Origin of the sequence: Chryseolinea soli (assembly GCF_003589925.1) — a bacterium.
GTDB classification, from domain to species: domain Bacteria; phylum Bacteroidota; class Bacteroidia; order Cytophagales; family Cyclobacteriaceae; genus Chryseolinea; species Chryseolinea soli.
This window is the reverse complement of the sequence record NZ_CP032382.1, coordinates 2,367,796-2,386,814: the sequence shown is the minus strand read 5'-3', so window position 1 is coordinate 2,386,814 and position 19,019 is coordinate 2,367,796. Positions and strand designations below refer to the sequence as shown.

The 19,019-nt window shown below is 49.1% G+C and carries 14 protein-coding genes; 6 read left to right on the top strand and 8 right to left on the bottom strand.

Annotation, left to right across the window (positions count from 1 at the left end):
• Positions 1-190 precede the first annotated feature (190 nt).
• Positions 191-3,478 (top strand): FG-GAP-like repeat-containing protein, encoded by a 3,288-nt coding sequence (locus tag D4L85_RS10350; RefSeq protein ID WP_160143647.1) that lies wholly within the window; start codon positions 191-193, stop codon positions 3,476-3,478.
• Position 3,479: 1 nt separating this feature from the next.
• Here the strand turns inward: D4L85_RS10350 and D4L85_RS10345 are convergent, their stop codons facing one another.
• Entirely contained in the window at positions 3,480-3,920 is a 441-nt protein-coding gene (locus tag D4L85_RS10345; RefSeq protein ID WP_119754247.1) for a hypothetical protein, read from the bottom strand.
• Positions 3,921-4,106: 186 nt separating this feature from the next.
• Here D4L85_RS10345 and D4L85_RS10340 point away from each other — a divergent pair, with 186 nt between their 5' ends.
• Positions 4,107-4,886: a prolipoprotein diacylglyceryl transferase family protein gene (locus D4L85_RS10340; RefSeq protein ID WP_228450842.1), complete on the top strand. Its 780-nt coding sequence runs from the start codon at positions 4,107-4,109 to the stop codon at positions 4,884-4,886.
• The gene (locus D4L85_RS10335; RefSeq protein ID WP_119754245.1) at positions 4,858-6,243 is read left to right on the top strand and encodes a radical SAM protein; all 1,386 of its coding nucleotides are present in this window, start codon (positions 4,858-4,860) and stop codon (positions 6,241-6,243) included. Before D4L85_RS10340 ends, D4L85_RS10335 begins: the two co-directional genes overlap by 29 nt.
• 226 nt (positions 6,244-6,469) lie before the next feature.
• Here D4L85_RS10335 and nagA read toward each other — a convergent pair whose 3' ends face one another.
• Genes nagA through D4L85_RS10300 form a run of 6 tightly spaced genes read right to left on the bottom strand, consistent with a single transcriptional unit; the run spans position 6,470 to position 13,687 of the window.
• Positions 6,470-7,651, bottom strand: coding sequence for an N-acetylglucosamine-6-phosphate deacetylase (gene nagA, locus D4L85_RS10325; RefSeq protein WP_119758730.1), 1,182 nt, complete (start codon positions 7,649-7,651; stop codon positions 6,470-6,472).
• Positions 7,626-8,984 carry a sugar MFS transporter gene (locus D4L85_RS10320; protein WP_119754243.1) on the bottom strand — a complete coding sequence of 453 codons (1,359 nt, stop codon included), beginning with the start codon at positions 8,982-8,984 and terminating at the stop codon, positions 7,626-7,628. The genes nagA and D4L85_RS10320 overlap by 26 nt, the downstream gene beginning before the upstream one ends.
• Positions 8,985-9,013: 29 nt before the next feature.
• Entirely contained in the window at positions 9,014-9,766 is a 753-nt protein-coding gene (locus tag D4L85_RS10315; protein WP_119754242.1) for a glucosamine-6-phosphate deaminase, read from the bottom strand.
• 55 nt (positions 9,767-9,821) lie between these two features.
• On the bottom strand, positions 9,822-10,949 hold the full coding sequence (locus D4L85_RS10310) for an acyltransferase family protein (RefSeq protein ID WP_119754241.1): 1,128 nt from the start codon (positions 10,947-10,949) through the stop codon (positions 9,822-9,824).
• Positions 10,949-12,352, bottom strand: a complete 1,404-nt coding sequence (locus tag D4L85_RS10305) for a Gfo/Idh/MocA family protein (RefSeq protein WP_119754240.1) — start codon at positions 12,350-12,352, stop codon at positions 10,949-10,951. Before D4L85_RS10305 ends, D4L85_RS10310 begins: the two co-directional genes overlap by 1 nt.
• Positions 12,353-12,388: 36 nt before the next feature.
• The gene (locus D4L85_RS10300) at positions 12,389-13,687 is read right to left on the bottom strand and encodes a prolyl oligopeptidase family serine peptidase (protein WP_119754239.1); all 1,299 of its coding nucleotides are present in this window, start codon (positions 13,685-13,687) and stop codon (positions 12,389-12,391) included.
• 280 nt (positions 13,688-13,967) lie between these two features.
• Between D4L85_RS10300 and D4L85_RS10295 the strand changes: the two genes are divergently transcribed.
• The 3 genes from D4L85_RS10295 to D4L85_RS10285 all read left to right on the top strand — a co-directional run bounded on the left by D4L85_RS10295 (position 13,968) and on the right by D4L85_RS10285 (position 16,955).
• Positions 13,968-14,519, top strand: coding sequence for a hypothetical protein (locus D4L85_RS10295; RefSeq protein WP_119754238.1), 552 nt, complete (start codon positions 13,968-13,970; stop codon positions 14,517-14,519).
• Positions 14,520-14,561: 42 nt separating this feature from the next.
• Positions 14,562-15,518, top strand: coding sequence for an SRPBCC family protein (locus D4L85_RS10290; protein WP_119754237.1), 957 nt, complete (start codon positions 14,562-14,564; stop codon positions 15,516-15,518).
• A 144-nt stretch (positions 15,519-15,662) separates the two neighbouring features.
• Positions 15,663-16,955, top strand: a complete 1,293-nt coding sequence (locus D4L85_RS10285; protein ID WP_119754236.1) for a PAS domain-containing protein — start codon at positions 15,663-15,665, stop codon at positions 16,953-16,955.
• A 45-nt stretch (positions 16,956-17,000) separates the two neighbouring features.
• Here D4L85_RS10285 and D4L85_RS10280 read toward each other — a convergent pair whose 3' ends face one another.
• Complete coding sequence (locus D4L85_RS10280; RefSeq protein ID WP_119754235.1) at positions 17,001-18,977, bottom strand: glycoside hydrolase family 127 protein; 1,977 nt, start codon at positions 18,975-18,977, stop codon at positions 17,001-17,003.
• Positions 18,978-19,019: the final 42 nt, after the last annotated feature.

Below are 19,019 nucleotides of genomic sequence, written 5' to 3'. Positions count from 1 at the left end.
ATTTTAAAGGGATCTGAAATCCAAGGGATGGGGCCGGCCATGCTTTATTTTTCCAACCCGCAACGGAATAGCCACCGAATGATTATTTTTGATTGAAAATCAAGCCCCGATAACTATAATGCATTCCCCGCTAAAGCTCGCGAAGCGCAAGGCCTTTACCCTTTGTATTCTTTCGCGTTTACTGCCCAAAATGGGTAAAATTATCGCTTTCTCATCGTTGCTTTTTCTGGCCTGCATTCCACAGGGCAATGCACAGGCCATTTATAAAAAAGTAATCACCGACTTTACGTTTGTGGCCTTCGGCAAATCGGAATGGGTAGATCTGGATAACGACGACGACCTTGATATGATTTTTATCGGGCAGAATAAACAGTATCAAGGCGCCGCATTGGTATATGAAAACGTCGCGGGCACCTTTACCCTGCGCACCACTTCGTTACCCGGCGTGAGCTACGGAACCTTTGCCACGGCCGACTACGACAAGGACGGCGACACCGACATACTGATCACCGGCAACACCAGCCTTTCGAAACTTGCCGCATTGTATCGCAACGACGGCAATTTTGTGTTTCAGCAGCAGCAAACTTTTACGCCCATCTCTAGCGGCACCGTCGTATGGTTTGATGCCGACAACGACCAGGATCTCGACATCGTCATGGCCGGCAACGACGGCAGCAATTTCAATGACTATGGCACCTATATGTATGTGAACACCGGTGCAGGGTTTACCCGATCCGACAACTCCGGATTGCCCGAATGCTTAGCCTGTGCCATCGCCTGCGCAGATGCCAACGGTGATGGCCGAATCGACATTATGATGTCGGGCGTGTATGGCACCACGTTGCATTTGAACAACGGCAACCTAACCTTCGCACAGGACACAAAATCAACCTTTCAAAAATTATTCAACGGCGGCGTGAAGTGGGGAGACTTCGACCGGGATGGCGACCTGGACTTGTTGTCGACGGGCTTGGATGAGTCGAACAACGGCGTGTCGCTCATCTATGAAAATAAAAACGGCAACAGCAAGGAATCGCTTGTGTCACGACCGGACATTGCCTTGAAAGGGTTGGGCGTAAACGGAAACGGCGGCATTCGCTGGTATGATTACGATAGCGATGGCGATCTCGATATTTTGCTCACAGGACGTGCCGGCGGTGCGAATGGCGCGTATAGCCAGACCAATCGCCGGTATGCCAATGTTGGCAATGAAGTTTTCGTGCCAACGCAAGAGCCCGAGATTGATCGCCTGGACGACATGTCGCTGGACGCCGGCGATTTCGACAACGACGGCGACCCCGACCTCAGCTTTATGGGCTATTTGTTTACGCAGCCCAACTCCAGCTCTACACCATTATCGGGATATTTTAAAAACACCAGCACAGACGCACAACCGAAGTCGAACACTAAGCCGCAACCACCGCTTTCGTCTACGTTTACCGAGAAGTTCTTCCGTCGCGAGATCAGGTTGCAGTGGGGCCTTGGTGCCGACGCCGAAACACCCCTAGACGGACTTGACTACAATTTTTATTTGCGGAGCGATGCACAAAAAATTATCACGCCTGCCGTGAACCTCGCCACCGGCTACGTGCTCACGACCAATGCCCCTAACGGCTACGGCCGCCATGGTTTTGCCAACAATGTGCCCGAGGGTACGCTGTACTATGCCGTGCAGGCCGTAGATGGCAGCAAGGCGGGCTCCGTGTTCTCGGCCGAAAAATCGTTCTATCATTTCAATGGTCCCGAGAGTGTCTCGGCGGAGATCATCGACGAAGACGACGTAAAGCTTACCTGGCTTGATCGTTCCGCGCTGGAAACCAACTACAACTTGACGCGATCCTTGTCGGCGACAACCGGATTTGCAGCGTTGGCTACGTTACCACAGAACGCCACAACGTACACCGACCACTTTGCCTTTCAACACGAGACCTATTACTATTACCGCGTAAACGCGTACAACGCAGGTCACGCCTCGCCATATGATTCGCTCGTGCTCATGATTGCCGAGCCCCCCAGCAACCTTGTCGCGCAGGCTGTAAACGCTTCGCGCATCAACGTGAGCTGGAAAGACAACTCGCAGTATGAAACGAGTATTTTATTGGAGCGCCGAACCACAGGCGGCCAATTTCAGTTGTTGGCCACGCTGGCGCCCGATACAGAATCCTACGTGGACACTAATGTAACGCCCTGTACCGACTACCAGTATCGTGTGCGAGCGGTTACCGCCAACGGCTCGTTATTGCCAACTACCACAGCCACGGCCCACACCAATTGCTTGCCCACGATGGCAAATTTTACGCTTAACGCGACGGAAGATACCCCTTTCACATTTGCAGCCGCCGACTTTACTACACGTTTTTCGGATCCGGACGTAGGCGATCAGTTAAAAAAGGTCGCCATCAAGACCCTACCTACGAATGGCCGGTTCTTGCTGGGCACTACGCTGGTCACCGTAGGCCAGGAACTTGCTACCGCACAGCTTAGCAATCTTCGCTTCGAACCCGACGCCAATTACAATGGCACCGTGTCGTTTGTTGCCCTGGCCCACGACGGCACAGACTATTCGGCCAACACCACCACGGTAACGCTGGTGGTAGCGCCTGCAAACGATCCCCCGTCATTCTCGGTGGTAGCAACGAAGCAGATGGATGAAGATTTTCCGGTTGACGCCTACGTTACCCCCGCACTCGAAAGCATTCCCTACGAGATTGGCGACGTTATCAACTTTTCGCTCACGCCTGCCACATCCGATTTCGTTAATATTGCGCTAAACCCACAGACGGGCCAGATAACGTTCACCGCGCGAAAGGACCTGTTTGGCCAGGTGGAGCTTACCCTCACAGCCAACGACGGCCACGCGGAAAATAATGTAGTGAGTAAAAAAATTATCATCACGGTAAGACCGGTAAATGATCCGCCCGTGTGGAGCGCTGTAAGCGACATCGAAGCGTATGTGAGCGATGTTATCGCGCCGGTATTGATCACCGTTACCGACGTCGACAACCCTATTGGCGACCTGCGACTGGCGGGCGATCCTACCGACGAGACCATCATCGTCAGCAGTGGCATATCCTTTTCAACAACCGCAGGGAATACGTATATGAAACTAATGCAAAAGCACAAAGCAGGCAAATCAGGCATCACCCTGAGCGCCACCGACGGCTCATTGGTTGCATTTACCTATTTTTCGCTTACACTGATACCCGATACCGTGGTCACGGCCATCGAACACGATGCCGACGATAGCATCGTCGTATCGCCAAATCCCTTTACTAACAGCATCACGGTTACGGCAACGAATCCTTCGCCAACAAGGCATGATGCCGTGCTTACCGACCTGCTCGGTCGCAACATTGTACGAACCACGTTTCTTGATGCGACCCGCCTTGACACGGATGAGATTACGCCCGGGATTTACCTGCTTGAAATCATCAACGACAGCGGTGTACGAGTGCAACGGCGGGTAGTGAAACGCTAGGTTATTCCTTTTGCACCTTTTCCATTTTCAGGGCCAAGGGAGTTTCGTGAATGAGAAAAATCGTACTGCCGTTCTGTTCCTCTACGAATATTTGCATAAGATTCTCCTTTGGCGTTCCTATTGCGATCATGGACTTGTCCGGGTAAAAGAACCATTTTCTGTTGTTTAGAAAATCCATTTCCTTTAGGACGGCCGGACTTTCTTTGGAAAGTATTAAATTAAAAATCCCATCCGTTTTAAAGATAAATCGTGCATTTAAAAAACCCTTCTTCATCACTTCCATGGCGGCTTTGGTTTCCGGATCGTCGGCCAGGTTGGTGGCTTCCCGGCACAACCATTCACCGGTGATGGCTTCCTTGGTTAGCGTTTGAGCACAGAGTTGGTGGTATCCTGTAAGACAAATTAAGACGATGATGGCTTTCACTATTTGCTTCTTATTCATATGACTTCTTTACCCTTCCGGCTTTTATTTGTTCACAAGATAAGGGTTGTAGTCTGTATTTCGCCTGAGTACACATAGTGAGAAATCCAAAGGCATAGCTGGAAATACGATAACGGTCTCACATGGAGGCTTTAGCACCGTTAAGATTGCAAGTCAGTATACCGCGTTTATCAAATATTTCTATTTTTGTCTAACCCAGACGCCGTGTTATCCATTCCTTTTGAAATTACGATTGCAGGGATACCGTTAAATATTCACTTGATCGTAGAATATGTGGCCTTCTTTTCTGCTTATCGCTATTACCTCTACCTGCGGAAAAACCGCATGGATCCCATCGCACATTCTAACCGGCTCTCTATCCTGTTAGGCGCCGCGTTAGGCGCTTTTCTTGGTTCGCGCATAATGGGGTTTCTTGAAAATCCGATGTTGGACTTTGCGAACATAAGCCTCACGCAACTATTCAATCTAAAAACCATCATGGGCGGATTGTTTGGAGGCTTGCTCGGTGTGGAAACGGCCAAGTGGATCATCCAGGAAAAAAATTCTTCTGGTGACCTGTTCACATTGCCGATCATACTGGGTATCTTCATCGGCCGGATTGGTTGTTTCCTGTCGGGCGTGAACGAGTTTACCTATGGGATCACGACTTCCTTTGTGACCGGGATGGATTTAGGGGACGGGTTGAAGCGCCATCCGATTGCCTTGTATGAACTCTTGTTTCTCGCACTGTTATTCTTTGTCTTGAGGAAGCTGTACCGTCAAAACAAATTAGAAAACGGACTCCTTTTTAAGCTCTTCATGTTGAGCTATTTCGGATTCCGGTTTCTGATCGAATTTATCAAACCCAATACATTTTTTGTGTTGGGTCTGAGCAGCATCCAGTGGCTTTGTATCGGATGTTTTGTATACTATAGAAAAACCTTAATCCATCTTCCCCGTGCCTACGCGAAAGTATACCTATTATGATTTCACTTTAAGTCTCTGCCCGGAGTGCCTGAAACGCGTCGACGCAAAAATTGTGTTTGAAGACGAGAAGGTATACATGCTGAAGCGTTGCCCGGAGCACGGCGCATCGAAAGTTATCATTGCCGATGATGTTGCCTATTATAAGAATATCCGGAACTACAATAAGCCATCGGAGACGCCTTATGTATTCAACACGAAAACGCACTATGGCTGTCCTTACGATTGTGGCCTATGCCCGGACCACGAGCAACACTCCTGCCTGACCGTCGTAGAAATTACCGACCGTTGCAACTTGACCTGCCCTACTTGCTACGCCGGTTCATCGCCAGCCTATGGCAGACACCGGACGCTGGAGGAAGTGAAGAAAATGTTAGACGCCGTGGTCGCCAATGAACGGGAGCCCGATGTGGTCCAGATCAGCGGTGGCGAGCCCACGCTCCATCCTCAATTGTTCGAGATCCTCGACTACGCCAAGTCGCTGCCCATAAAACATCTCATGCTCAACACCAACGGCATCGAGATCGCCCGGAATTTTGAACTCGCGAAGCGACTGGCATCCTATCAGCCCGCCTTTGAAATTTATCTGCAGTTTGATTCCTTCAGAAATGAAGTGCTGCAGGTGATGCGGGGAGCAAGCCTCTCGACCATTCGGGAAGAAGCTCTTGAGCATTTAAACGCGCTCAACTTGTCGACCACGTTGGTGGTTACGGTCCAGAAAAATCTCAACGACGATGAGATCGGGCAAGTGATTGAATTTGCATTGAAGCAGCGCTGTGTTCGCGGTGTCACTTTGCAGCCCACGCAGATTGCGGGTCGACTGGACAACTTCAATGCTTTAACCGACCGGATCACCCTCACGGAAGTGCGTCGGAAAATTCTGGAGCAGACCAATATTTTTAATCCCGACGACCTCATTCCCGTGCCTTGCAACCCGGATGCGCTGGTGATGGGCTATGCTTTGAAGCTAGGCGGATCGGTCTTTCCGTTAACACGCTACATCAATCCCGCAGACTTGTTGGATAACAGTCGCAATACCATTGTATATGAACAAGACGCTCAGCTACATTCCCGGATGATCAACTTGTTTAGCACAGGAAATTCGGTAGAATCCACCACAGAACAACTGCATTCGTTGCTTTGCTGTCTGCCTCAAATACAAGCGCCTTCGCTCAGTTACGACAACCTGTTCAGGGTGATCATCATGCAATTTATCGATGCCTATAATTTTGATGTCCGTTCGGTCAAGAAATCGTGCGTTCACATTGTGAACAAGGACTACAAAATAATTCCGTTCGAAACCATGAACTTGTTTTATCGCGATCAGAAGCGGGAGTATTTACAACAACTTATCAGCTAAGCAGAATCTATATGAATGGAATAGGCTTTTTAATAGTAATTTGTTTTCTCATCACGTTCGGCCCGCCGGTGCTCCTCTTCGTTATGGGGATGGTCAGGCGAAATCGCAACCAGGATTCAGCCAAGATCGTGTTTATTGTCGCGGCGGTGTGGTTAATTGTTGGGGGCGGCATCTGTGCTTCCATACTTGGGTAAAAGCAACAGCTCATCCAACCTACTGTGCCGGGCTATTGATGCACGATCCTTCCTCTTATCATCGTCATCGAAACATTTATCGCATCATCAAAAAGAACGATATCGGCATCTTTGCCAACCACCAATTCACCCTTGCGATCGTTTACTCCCAAAATACGGGCGGGTGTGGCGGCGGCCATTTTTATGGTATCGGACAACGAAACTTCTGCCATCGAGGTCATGGTTCTGATCAGCCTATCGGCGGTGGCAATACTTCCGGCAAAGGAAGTGCGATCGGGCAATTTTGCTACGCCGTCCTCCACGATTACTTTTAACCCATCGTCTTTATTTCCTAAAATACTTTCAGTGACATTCGTGCCGGCTGCCCGCATGGCATCGGTAATCAGGGCTGTTCGATCGGCACCTTTTATTTTATAGACCAGTTTCAGTAAAGGCGCGGGCAGGTGTGCACCATCCGTTATGATCTCCACGTCCATGTCATCGAGGATGAAAGCGCTTTCAATAACTCCCGCATAACGAAACGCATTTCTCCGCGTGACACCCGACATGGCAGAGTACAAATGTGTGGCGAGTGTGTATCCCACTTCAAATGCTTTCACCACGTCTTCATAAATCGCATCGGTGTGTGCTACGGCCGGCAATATTCCTTTTGATTTTACATACTTGCCAAATTCGATTGCTCCCTCCAGCTCCGGGGCAGCGCTCCAGCGGCGGATGCAGGAAGTTTTCGATAGGATCTCTCTATATTCTTCCGGATCGGGATTGCGAATATATTTAGGGTCTTGTGCGCCGCGCTGGCTCAGGGCAAAGTAAGGCCCCTCCAGGTGCATACCCAAAAATTGTGAACCGTTTATATTTTTTCGATCAGCTTCCTCATAGACCGCCAGTGTTTTCAGTATTCCCTCTTTTGTACTGGTGAGCGTTGTGGGAAGCATGGCCGTGGTTCCGTATTGAGCATGGGTCTCGGCAATTTTCAAGAAAGCCGTTTCATGCGCATCCATAAAATCATAGCCACCACCGCCGTGGACGTGTATGTCAATAAATCCTGGGGAGATGTATTTCCCTCGTGCGTCTATTTCAATTGCGTCGCGAACTTCGATATTCTTTTTGCCTACATCCGTTATGACACCATCGGTAATGATTATCGTTCCGTCCGGGATAATTCCAGCCGGCGTTATGAGTCTTCCGTTATATATTTTTAGTCGCTGCGGCATCGTTTAGAGATGGTTTGTAAAAGCCCCAATTCCTGATCTTGTGTCCTGAAAAAGCATAAAACACAAGATAGAGATAACAGGGGAACAATACCCAATAGCCCGCCCGCACACTGTACACATCTGCAAAGTGAGCATACAAAAGCGGCAGTATCGCGTTGCCGCATAATCCCATGATCATCACGGACGCACCGAGTTTTGTGAAACGGCCCAGTCCATCCAAGGCCAAGGGCCACAGGCCAGCCCAAACCAGGGAATTGGCAAGGCCCAGCAACACCACAAACCAGATCGAAACGTCGGTCACGTGGCCAAAGAGCATCACCTGTCCTTTTGCAAAAGCAATCAACAGCGTAAGACAGGTTCCCAGCAGTGTGCAGATCCGCAGCGCATTGACCTGGCTGATGAATCTTGGGATGCAGATGATCCCGAGAATGTAGCCGCACATGGTGGCCGTGAGCGTATAGGAGGGGAACACTTTTGCCTCCACTAAATCAATATGCATGGAGTTGGCGTAGCCGATGATCGTATCGATGGCAATCACCTGTGTTCCTACATGGAGGAAGATACCGATTGCGCCCAGGATGAGGTGTGGAAATTGGAAAATGTTTTTCTTGCCCGAGTTTGATGCCGCCACCTCTTTGCTCTCCTGTTCGGTGTTGATCTCGGGCAAAGGCGAGTAGCGTACCATGAGTCCAAGACCTAACAACACCGTGCCCACAACACTGTAGGGAACAACGACTCTTCGTATCAACTCATCCAAGGCAACATTTTTTGCTGCTTCATCCATCGTGCTCAATTCTTTGAACAAATCGGTATCGGTGGCTCTGAATATTACTGCCGCAAACACCAAAGGCGCCAGGATCCCGGCGCCTTTGTTGCAGATGCCCATGATGCTGATGCGTTGCGCCGCCCGTTCTTTCGGGCCCAACACCGTGATGTAGGGATTGGCGGCGGTCTGGAGAATGGCCAACCCTATTCCTATTGTAAAAAGACCGAGCAGGAAAATTTCATAGGTGCGGGTATAGGCGGCGGGCACAAAAATAAAGGCGCCGAGGGCCATGGCCATAAACCCGATCATCATCCCTTTTTTAAATCCTACTTTTTTCAATAGGTAGGAAGAGGGCACCGACATGATGAAATACGAGATGTAAAACGCAAAGGCCACCAGGTACGATTGGAAATTGCTGGTGAGTTCGCAGGCAATCTTGAAGTACGGGATCAGGATGGCATTCACCCAGGACACAAAACCAAAAATAAAAAAGAGCAACCCAATGATAAGAACAGAAATGATCGTTTGTCTTTTCGTAAGGGAACTGACTTCTATTTTATTCGTCATTTGTCCGGGATTGATCTCGTGCTATAAAACTAGGCTACGGGTGAAGCATTCTTCGAAAGCAAGGCGGCTGAATTTTTATCCAAATATAACCGGCAATCGGCATGCTGTTGTAAAATGCTGGCTGGATAAAGATTGCTGACCTTTTGCTCTACCGTGTTCTTCACCGCCGTTGCCTTGCGGCTATCGGGCACCGAACAAATGATTATTTTCGATTTTAAGATCTGTTTTACGGACATACTGATTGCCTGAGGAGGAACTTCTTCCAAGGATTTAAACCATCCCTCGCCCAATTGTTGCTGCCGGCAGGCTTGATCAAGCTCCACGATGATGTACGGTTTCTCGGTGGCGAAATCTGCCGGGGGATCATTAAATGCCAAATGACCATTTTCCCCAATTCCCACCAGGGCCACATCAATCGGGTGACTGGTTATGGCTTTTCCAAGACGATCACATTCGGCCTGTGGATCTACTTCGCCATTGATTAAATAGGCTGCCTTCAACGCTGGTACTTTTGATATAAATTTCTCCTGCAGATACTTTCTGAAACTGGCCGGGTGTGTTACCGGCAAATCGATGTACTCATCCAAATGGAACATGACCACTTTGCTCCAGTCGATATTTTCTGAAATGAGTTGCTTTAGTGTTTCGAACTGGCTGGTTCCTGTGGCCAGAATAATATGGGCGCTTCCCTTCGAGGCAATGGCTTCGCGGATGGCTTGTGCAGCTGCGGCTCCTGCGCTCCTTCCTAATTCAGAAGCATTCTCGGCTATTTTAATATCCATTTCTTGCGTTTTATTTTTTAGAACTTGTTATAAATCACCTGTCAAAAAGATTATCCTATATCCTGAAAAATATTTTCTTTTTATACAAAAAGTAACACAATCCCCATTCGAGTGCAAAGATGCAGAGGGATGAAAGGATCGCACCGAGTACGACCGGTGTGTGGATCAGCGTCAACAATCCGCCGACCAGGGCAAAGATATAGTCATTGAACCAGCGTGAGCCGACAATGGCGAAAAACAGGTAGATGAAGATCGAATTCATGCCAATGATGGCAAAGAACTGGAGGTATTTCCGGTGTTGCAAAACATCGATCCACCAATAGCAACCCGCATAGGCGGCCAAACAAATGCCCAGGGAGACGAGCGTAAACGAAGAGGTAGCAATGTGTTTGATCACCGGACTGATGCCTGCGAAATCCAACCCCAGACCGACAATCAAACAGATCATCGCCCAGAGGAGCATCGGTTTTATTTTTTCCTTTCCCGACACGAGCAATTTGCCTGTCAACGCTCCGGCAATGGTGTGCACCGCCGTGGGGATACAATTGATCGAGACCCATCCCTCCTCGATAATGCGGCCCGAATAAACCAGTTCTACATAATTACCGAAATTATGCTGATTGACGTCAGGCTGATCAAAGCCGGGAATATTGGTAAAGTGATACAATGCATCCCGAAGCAATAATAAGCCGACACACACCGCAATCTGAGCCACGGCCGACCAGCGAAAGATCAGGAACGCAACGAGCAACGTAAACGACAGCTGGGTGAGCACGTTGGTTAATCTCAGGTGCAATCCGTCGGCATGCACGGCATAGTTGAGCACGCCGAACGCCAGCAGTCCTGCGGAACGCTTCAGCATCTTCTTAAACGACTGTTCCCAAGTTACTCCCGTCGCTTCTTGTTTGATCAACGACAACGCCAGGGCTACGCCGGCCATATACATAAAACCGGGTTGTATTAAATCCCAGAACCGCAGGCCGTGCCAGGGGTGGTGAAAGAACTGGAGCCACACCCCCTGCGTAAAGCTTCCTTCCGATGCTTCAAAAAGCGTATCAAAGAGCCGGCTGGCTTCCAAGGCCAGGAGCACCATGATGAAACCCCGCATAAAATCCAGCGACAGTAGCCGCTGCGACGACTGCAGTGAGGTTGATGGGGGCGTCTTATGAATTTGCTCTACCATTACATGATCACTTTTGTGGTGCCGCCTGTTACCAGAGAAATGTCAACGGGTTGATTTGTTTTCCAGGAGCCTGAAGTAAAATCAGGAATGTCCACTGAATTGGAACGGTTGGCAACCGATTTCTCGCTCAACGGAGCGATGGCGCTCCAAAGGGCCGCGTCATAAACGTCCATGTCCATGGGCAGACCATTGCGCAGACAGTCGATCGTGCGCCAGTCCATCAGGAAGTCCATACCGCCATGACCCCCTACTTGTTTTGCCATCTCGCCCACTTTACTGACGATCGGTGCGGTGTATTTACTTTCCAGGTTTTTAAATTCTTCATCGGTTACCCAACCTTCATGACCGAATGCGATCTTACCCGGCTCCGGGTATTTCAAGCAAGAGCCTTTTGTTCCGCTGATCTTATGAATGCGCGAATACACATTGGGCGACGTCACATCATGCTGCAACATGATCGTGCGGCCCTTGTTGGTGCGGATGGTGGTCGTGTTCATGTTGCCGCGAAACTTCTTGTTGGCGTAGGGCTTGAAGAAATCGTCCTTGGCGGCCAATTCATTGGCCATGGCGGCCATTTGAAAATCGTTGCCGGACATCGCCACGAGATAATCCATTTTATCGCCGCGGTTGATGTTCAGGGCTTGTGCTACCGGTCCCAATCCATGTGTAGGATATAAATTGCCGTTCCGCAGATTTTCTTTCAAGCGCCACATGTCATAATATTTTTCTTTGGAGAAATTACTCTCCAGCAACGTGTGAATGTAGGCTCCTTCGCCGTGGACAAGTTCTCCGAATAAACCCTGGCGGGCCATGTTCAACGTAAGCAGCTCAAAAAAGTCATAACAGCAGTTCTCCAGGATAATGCAATGCTTTTTTGTACGCTCCGATGTCTCTACCAATTGCCAACACTCTTCCAGTGTTTTGGCAGAGGGCACTTCAACGCACACGTGTTTGCCGTGGTTCATCGCATACACCGCCATTGGCGTGTGCAAAGCCCAGGGTGTAGCAATATAGATCAGGTCAATATCGGCGCGGTCGCACATTTTTTTCCATTCATCTTCCTTGCCGGTATAAACCTCGGGATGATGGATCGTGCCTTCCAGTTTTTGTCTCACAGCTTTAGCTTTCTCCGGCCGCAGATCGCACAAAGCTTTTATATCGGTCCCTTCAATATGCATCATTCGCTCGACGGCCGCGGGGCCCCGGTTTCCCAAACCAACAAAGCCGATCCGCACCGTTTCAATCTTCGGCGCCGCATACCCGCACATATTGAAATGCGGAGGAGCGGGTTTCTTTGCATTACCCTCCTGAAGATGATCATAACCTTTCAGCACCGACGTGCTGGCCAATCCCATGCCGGTAAGGCTTGAAATTTTTAAAAACTCTCTGCGGCTTGTACTCATTTTATTTCTTTTAATAGTTGCTTTTAAAAAAACTGCCTACCCCTTGAGCCATTTATCAAACCAATTAAACGCATCGGCTTGCATTTTTTTATCGAATTTATGTGGACCAGGGTAATAGTTACATTTGTAGCGATCGGTCGCTCCTGCTTTCGCGTATACTTCTGCCAGTATTTTATCGGCACTTTTCATTTCGTCCAGTGTGTACAGCTCGTCTTCCGTATCGTTCAACACCATCGTGGGCAAGGGAACGCGCAGGCCAAGGATCTCCGGAAAATCCAATTCATTCGGCAACAACGGGACATAGGTCATCCAGGTGTGATTGACCGATTTGTTCAACACAAAATCCCTCCAGGTGGTCATGAACCCGACGCAAACTGCGCACTTGATCCGATCGTCCTGACCCGCCATGAATACGGTGCGCATGCCGCCGCCCGAGAGTCCACAGCAGCCTATATTTTTCACATCCACGTCGGGGCGATTGCACAAGATGTCCAGCGCCTTTTTGTCTTCGCCAAAGAACACACCGGCCCAGGTTGTTCCCGCGCTGTACAAAGATTTAGACATGATGTGCTCATGGTCGGAGGCCCATTTGTTATACGCCTCGATGTGCTCTACACTTTCCGGGTCGTCATCCGTCAATCCATGACGCAAAGATTCCGGGGCGACATCGTTCATCAACACCCGCCGGCTCGCAAACGGAAAGGCATCGGAAACCAGCACCACGTAGCCGCGTTTAGCCACTTCGTTAGCCCAGGCCAGATCTTCATAATAGAACTTTTGATGCTCGGCCATGAGCGGGTGAAGCGTGTCCGACGTGCGGGTTATTTTCCGCGTGCCGAAATATTTCACGCCTCCGTGATCGTGAAACGCCAGGACACCCGGCAACTTTCCCTTGGCATTCACGGGCTTTAGCAGAATGGCGTCCGTTGCCGCTCCGTACGGTAGTTGCCAGCTCAGTTCTTCGATGTGCAGGCCGTCGTATGAATACTGTTTTTTAACCGTTACCACGGGAGTCCCTCCCATCTCCGGTATCGCGAGTCGTTCCGTTAGTCGCTTGCGGGCATCTTTCTTCCATGCATCCAGGTTAGTAAATTCCTTTTTCCGGAATGACAAGGCGGGCAATTTGTTATCGATCAAGCCTGCGGCCCATTTGCCATAGGCGCCGATCACGCTGGAGTTCTTGTCGTCCACAATAGCATTTTTTAGAGCGGAATTTTTCTCCATGGCATTTGAATGATTTACGGTTGCACCAAAAACACTGGAAAGACCACCCGTGGCTAAGCCAAGACCGGTCATCCCTGTAAGCTTCAGGAAATCTCTTCGCTTATTTTTCATGTTCTATAAGTTTTCTCGAATAGATGGCTTCCCTGGTGCCGCTATGCCTATAATAAAAGAAGAGCCAACCTTGTCACTTTTCTAATCATTCTTTTCCCTCTTTCACCTGTCCGCGCTTCTAAATAGGTCTCGATCGTAGAGAATGCGTTATAAAAGGCGCCCGTGGTATTTGGGCGGCTTCGACGGGTAAGACCTCGTATTCGCGATCGATCCGGGTTTTCCTTCCTAAGGATATGATTCGGTACGACCCTTGCTCGAACCCTGATAAATATACAGAGAAATGAAAAACAGCGCACTCCGGCGAAACGTCTTATTCCACTTATCTGCATTGCTTTTTTGTTCGTCTTGCCAATACGAGCGGGGATTTGAGGTCTATCGGGTTAAGGAGATCTACCCTGACCTCATAAAGGCATCGGCCTGTCGCTATTGCCTTGACCCAACAAAAGATGTCCTCTTTGATGAGCCCTTAATTGAACGATCGGACGTCGAATATTTTGACTGGAACAGTCAGAGGGTTCAACTGAATGAGGCGGGACGAGCGAAAATACAAAGGTTAAAAATTCCATTGGAGGGATTACCCGTTGCCGTCGTGGTGGACGGGAAGCCAATCTATGGTTTTTGGCTTTGGAACCTGTATTCCTCGTTCGGTTGCGACAGCGTTTATACCTATCCGATGTTGGGGTTCAAAATAGGATTTGGGTTACCCGACGGTAACACCTACGGGGAAGATCCCAGATTCGACAACCGATTAAAAGATTGTTTGATAAGAGATGGACTGCTAGAATACGAGCCATTTCAACAGCGAGACCAAGGCGTGGAAATTTTACCATGACACTTTTCGTCGTTATTTTGGCGTGGCGTTTCATCAAGCGAAATGAAAATAAGAAACATCTTTACAAAATATGGCGGCATCATCATCGGTTCGTTCTACGGACTGATCATGAGGGAATTTTTTGGGATACAGCACAACCTCGATTTTGCCGATCTGTTTTCCATCACCTTCGTTTGGATCGTACCGTTCGTTATTGGCATCACGCCCTTATTTTTTGCCACGAAAGAACAGCTCGCATCAAATCGCTATTGCATAACCCGCCCGATCCTCGCCGTCTTTCTTTTTTTTGTGATTGCCTTTTGGACGGGCAAAGAAGATATGATTTGCATTGTGATCATTTCGATCCCGTTTCTCATCGCCGCCGGCTTAGGGGGCATTATTTTTGGAAAACTCATTGAAAGGAGAAGAAATAAGAATGGGGTACTTTATTCCCTCTTTCTTGTGCCACTGCTGGCCGGGTTTGCGGAAGTGAAATTCCCGGCACCATCCCAGACCTTCGAAGTAGAAACCGTCGTCATCATCCACGCCAAACCCGAGACCGTTTGGGAAAATATCGTCAGGGTGAAAGCGATCCGCCCCGAGGAATACAAAAAAGGTTTTTTCAACTATGCCGGCATCCCCAGACCGCTCTATGCAGAACTTGACCGGGACACGGTTGGAGCAACGCGAATCGGGCACTTCGAGGGAGGGCTGACGTTTAAAGAAACGGTGACCACATGGGAGCGAAATAAAAGCGTAGGGTTCACGATTGCCATCATTCCGTCGTCGATCAGACAGACTGTTTTCGATCAACACATCCTGAAAGGAAATCATTTCGTTTTTTTGAATGCATCGTATGACCTGGAGCCAATGGGCGCGCAACAAACAAAATTGACGCTATCTTCCACCTACCGGCTTGACACCCATATCAACGGTTATAGCTCCTTCTGGGGACAAAGACTTTTGACGGACTTTCAGGAAAGACTGTTAGCGGTCATTAAAAACAGGTGTGACGAATGACTTCTTTCGAAAATAGCTATGGAACATCACCATAATTGTGGGTCCATCCCAACCGTGGAATAATTGCTATCTTTAGATAGAAACAAGCATCCGGGCTTATGACACCCGGATTGTGTTAGCAACAAGAATCAGAAGCTGCGGCAAATGAAAGAATACCTGAATAAACTCATCCACCTTGGCCACCACGCGGGGATGGATCAGTCAGAGAGGGCACGACTGTTGTCCATCAATGCTTTCCTGGTCATGTCGCTGGTCCTCACCATTTTGTTTGTCATCGTATTTGTCCTGTTGGGCTCGTTGAGTGTATTGCAAGCGTTGGGTTACGTGCCCATGATCCTGCTGGTCCTTTTCCTGCATTCCAGGTTCCACTTCCGGGCGGCCCGCTTTGTTGTTTCCTACGTATTCATGGCTATGGTTTTAACCCTAGCCCTCCTGGAAAGGCGTTCGGGCACGGAATATCTCCTCATCGCGCTTGGCTGTTGCTCGGTGGTCGTGTTCAATAAATTAAAGCATGTTTTTCTTTCCTTCCTGTTCGCTTTCCTGTGTTACGTTGCCTATCAGTGGTATGACAGCCACGAACCGTTTGTTCCCAACCCAACGGTTCCCTACGCGATAGCCCAAAACTCCATCATGTTTCTTTCCGGCTTTATCGTGCTCGCCCAATCGCTGGTGTTCCGGTGGCTGATCCGGGACTACGCCGAAAAATTGACACAGGCGAATCGCGAAACGCAGGCCATGAACGAAGAGCTCCAGGCAACGAATGAAGAGCTGACGGCATTCTCGGAAAACCTCGACCTGATGGTGCGGCAAAAAAGTGCCCAGCTCCAGGCCTATATCGATGCCATCGATGTGAGCATCTACTCTGCCGTGAGCGACCTCGACGGCAACTTCATAAAAGTTAACGACCAGGTGATCGCGGTCTCGGGCTACACCCAGGAAGAACTTATTGGCAATCACTACCGGGTTCTGACATCCATTAATCATCCCGAGGCATTCTTCACAGAAAGAAGACAAATCCTCATGAAGGGAGAGACCTGGCGAGGCGAAGTGGAGCACAAAACAAAACAGGGGACACTCATTTGGTTTGACTGCATCGTGATCCCCATACGCGACAGTGATGGCGTAGTAAAAAGCTTTCTTACGCTGGGCTTGTCCATCACCGAACGGAAAATGCACGACAAACTGCAAGAGGAAACCATCTCGCTGTTGGAATCCATTGCCTTTCGCGCATCACACGGCATCCGCGGACCCCTGGCGCGCATCAACGGGCTTTCCTCGCTGGTGATAAAAAATGTCGTCGATCAAAAAGAATTCGAACTCATCGCCGACAAGTTGATCACCTGCTCAGAAGAGCTTAACGCGGCCACAAGCGAATTGGTAGCGTATGTATCCAACCATCAGGAGCAGATGATGGACAGCCGGCACAATAGCAAGTAGTTTCTTATCGCTCGCCACGGCAAAGCGGTCGGCCAACCAACTCCTTTACAATTTTGCCTTAGGTTCCGTTTGTGGCAGCCACACTTTCATTTGGCCAACGCCTCTATTCGACCACAAGTAGTACGGAATCAATGTCAGGTTTTCGTTTTGAATTTTTCCGGTGAGTACATTCACCGATTGGCCCAAAAGATCCTTCTTCTTCGATTGCAAGCTAACATCGTCAGGCAATGCAAGGGTTGAAAGATTCGGGTTGTCTATTCCTTCTGCGCAATAAACAATCGGGCCTCGTTCGAAAGCCACCTTGTTCTTGTTGTCCGCAACGGGTCCATTGGTCATTACTTTGTGAATGTTCATGGGCAACGACAGCTCAACCACATCACCTTTTTCCCATTCTTTCGTAAGGGTCATGTAGCCATTTGAAATCTGTGGCTTTTCCTTTTTTCCGTTGATGCTCAACGAGGGTTCTGCAGGCTGGGCATTCACGTAAGCATAAAGATTTCCGGGCACGGCTTCATTTCTGAGCCAGCCTGGAACACGGATTTGCAAAGTGAATTTTGTTTTCTTTTCGGGCTCGATCGTGAAGGTCACGTTTCCTCTCCAGGGATAGCCCGTTTGTTGACTTAATTTGATCTTCCCGTTTTTGCTTTGCAATTGCGCCTGGCTTGATATGAACAAGTTGGCATACACGGTGTCTTCTTTGGAAGCATAGATCAACCCCGCCAGCGACGGAATGAAACGAATCATATTGGTGGGACAACACGAGCAATCAAACCACGATTGGCGCGTGCAGGCTCCTTTATTAAACTGAAATTTGCCGTCAGACTCCAAGGGGTTGGTGTAGAAAAACATCTTGCCGTCCGTCGACATACCGGAGATCAAACCGTTGTAGAGGGTCCGCTCCACGATGTCGTAGTATTTGGCATCGCCGGAAAGCATGAACATTTTCTGATTCCACCAAACACTTCCAATGGCGGCACAGGTTTCGCCATATGCCGAAAGGTTGGGAAGTTCAAAGTCATCGCCAAAGGCTTCGCCGTCGTGTCTTGCTCCTACACCCCCGGTGATGTACATTTTTTTGTTCACCGTGTTGTCCCATATTTTGTCGAGCGCCTTTGAATACGAGGGGTTGTGGTAAATGGCGGCGATGTCGGTCATGCCTGCATACAAATATTCGGCTCTCACGGCGTGACCCACAGCTTCTGATTGATCAATTACGGGTTCGTGGTCCTGATAGTAAGCGCCGTATAGTGGGTGGGTAGTGCTGTCTCCCCGCAGATCAATAAAATATTTTGAAAGCTTTAGATAATCTTCGTTGTGGGTGATGTCGTACAGTTTAATCAGACCGGTCTCTACAATTTGGTGACCGGGAGGGCGCTGCAAATGGCCGGGTTTAAAGTTTGCCACCAGCAAGTCGGCATTTTTGAGCGCGATATCCAACAGGTTTCTCTTTCCCGTAGCCCAATAGTGGGCAGCAGCCGCTTCGAACAAGTGGCCGCTGTTATAAAGTTCGTGGCTTGTGATCTCATTTTCCCATCTCTCCTTGGAAGGCTTAACCCAATCGGCAGGCGGGCTGGTCCGGTCGATGGTGAACCACGTGGTGAGGTATCCGTCCGGCTCCTGCCCAATTTTGATGATGGAGATGATCGAATCGAGATAGGCATCCAACTTGGGATTGGGCATGCTGATCAAAGAATAAGAAGCGCCTTCAATGGTCTTGTACAGATCGGTGTCGTCAAACGGCATCTTGCCCCTCGCCTTTCCTTCCATGGTTTTGCCAGCGATCAAAAAATTTTCCATGCGTCCTTCCTCGGCGCACTTTTCAAAAGCATGTTTGATGGTGGTGTCTTGAATCAATTTGACCTTGGGGAGCCAGAAGCTATCGGTGAGAATAACATTCTTGATATCAATGGAGGAAATCGGATAGCGCTTCTGCGTTGACGACTGCTCGGGCTTGCTGCAGCTCAGCCATGCAATGGAGACGGTCGCGATCAAAATTATTCCGGCGATTTTTGAAGTCTTCATGTTCGAAAAAGTGGTCTTTTTTTAAAGATTTATGCTTTTTGA

What these genes read in the sequence shown, in the direction of transcription:
- D4L85_RS10350 (WP_160143647.1), top strand. Translation starts at nt 191, where the DNA reads ATGGGTAAAATTATCGCTTTCTCATCGTTGCTTTTTCTGGCCTGCATT.
- D4L85_RS10345 (WP_119754247.1), bottom strand. Translation starts at nt 3,920, where the DNA reads ATGAATAAGAAGCAAATAGTGAAAGCCATCATCGTCTTAATTTGTCTT.
- nagA (WP_119758730.1), bottom strand. Translation starts at nt 7,651, where the DNA reads ATGCCGCAGCGACTAAAAATATATAACGGAAGACTCATAACGCCGGCT.
- D4L85_RS10320 (WP_119754243.1), bottom strand. Translation starts at nt 8,984, where the DNA reads ATGACGAATAAAATAGAAGTCAGTTCCCTTACGAAAAGACAAACGATC.
- D4L85_RS10315 (WP_119754242.1), bottom strand. Translation starts at nt 9,766, where the DNA reads ATGGATATTAAAATAGCCGAGAATGCTTCTGAATTAGGAAGGAGCGCA.
- D4L85_RS10310 (WP_119754241.1), bottom strand. Translation starts at nt 10,949, where the DNA reads ATGGTAGAGCAAATTCATAAGACGCCCCCATCAACCTCACTGCAGTCG.
- D4L85_RS10305 (WP_119754240.1), bottom strand. Translation starts at nt 12,352, where the DNA reads ATGAGTACAAGCCGCAGAGAGTTTTTAAAAATTTCAAGCCTTACCGGC.
- D4L85_RS10300 (WP_119754239.1), bottom strand. Translation starts at nt 13,687, where the DNA reads ATGAAAAATAAGCGAAGAGATTTCCTGAAGCTTACAGGGATGACCGGT.
- D4L85_RS10295 (WP_119754238.1), top strand. Translation starts at nt 13,968, where the DNA reads ATGAAAAACAGCGCACTCCGGCGAAACGTCTTATTCCACTTATCTGCA.
- D4L85_RS10290 (WP_119754237.1), top strand. Translation starts at nt 14,562, where the DNA reads ATGAAAATAAGAAACATCTTTACAAAATATGGCGGCATCATCATCGGT.
- D4L85_RS10285 (WP_119754236.1), top strand. Translation starts at nt 15,663, where the DNA reads ATGAAAGAATACCTGAATAAACTCATCCACCTTGGCCACCACGCGGGG.
- D4L85_RS10280 (WP_119754235.1), bottom strand. Translation starts at nt 18,977, where the DNA reads ATGAAGACTTCAAAAATCGCCGGAATAATTTTGATCGCGACCGTCTCC.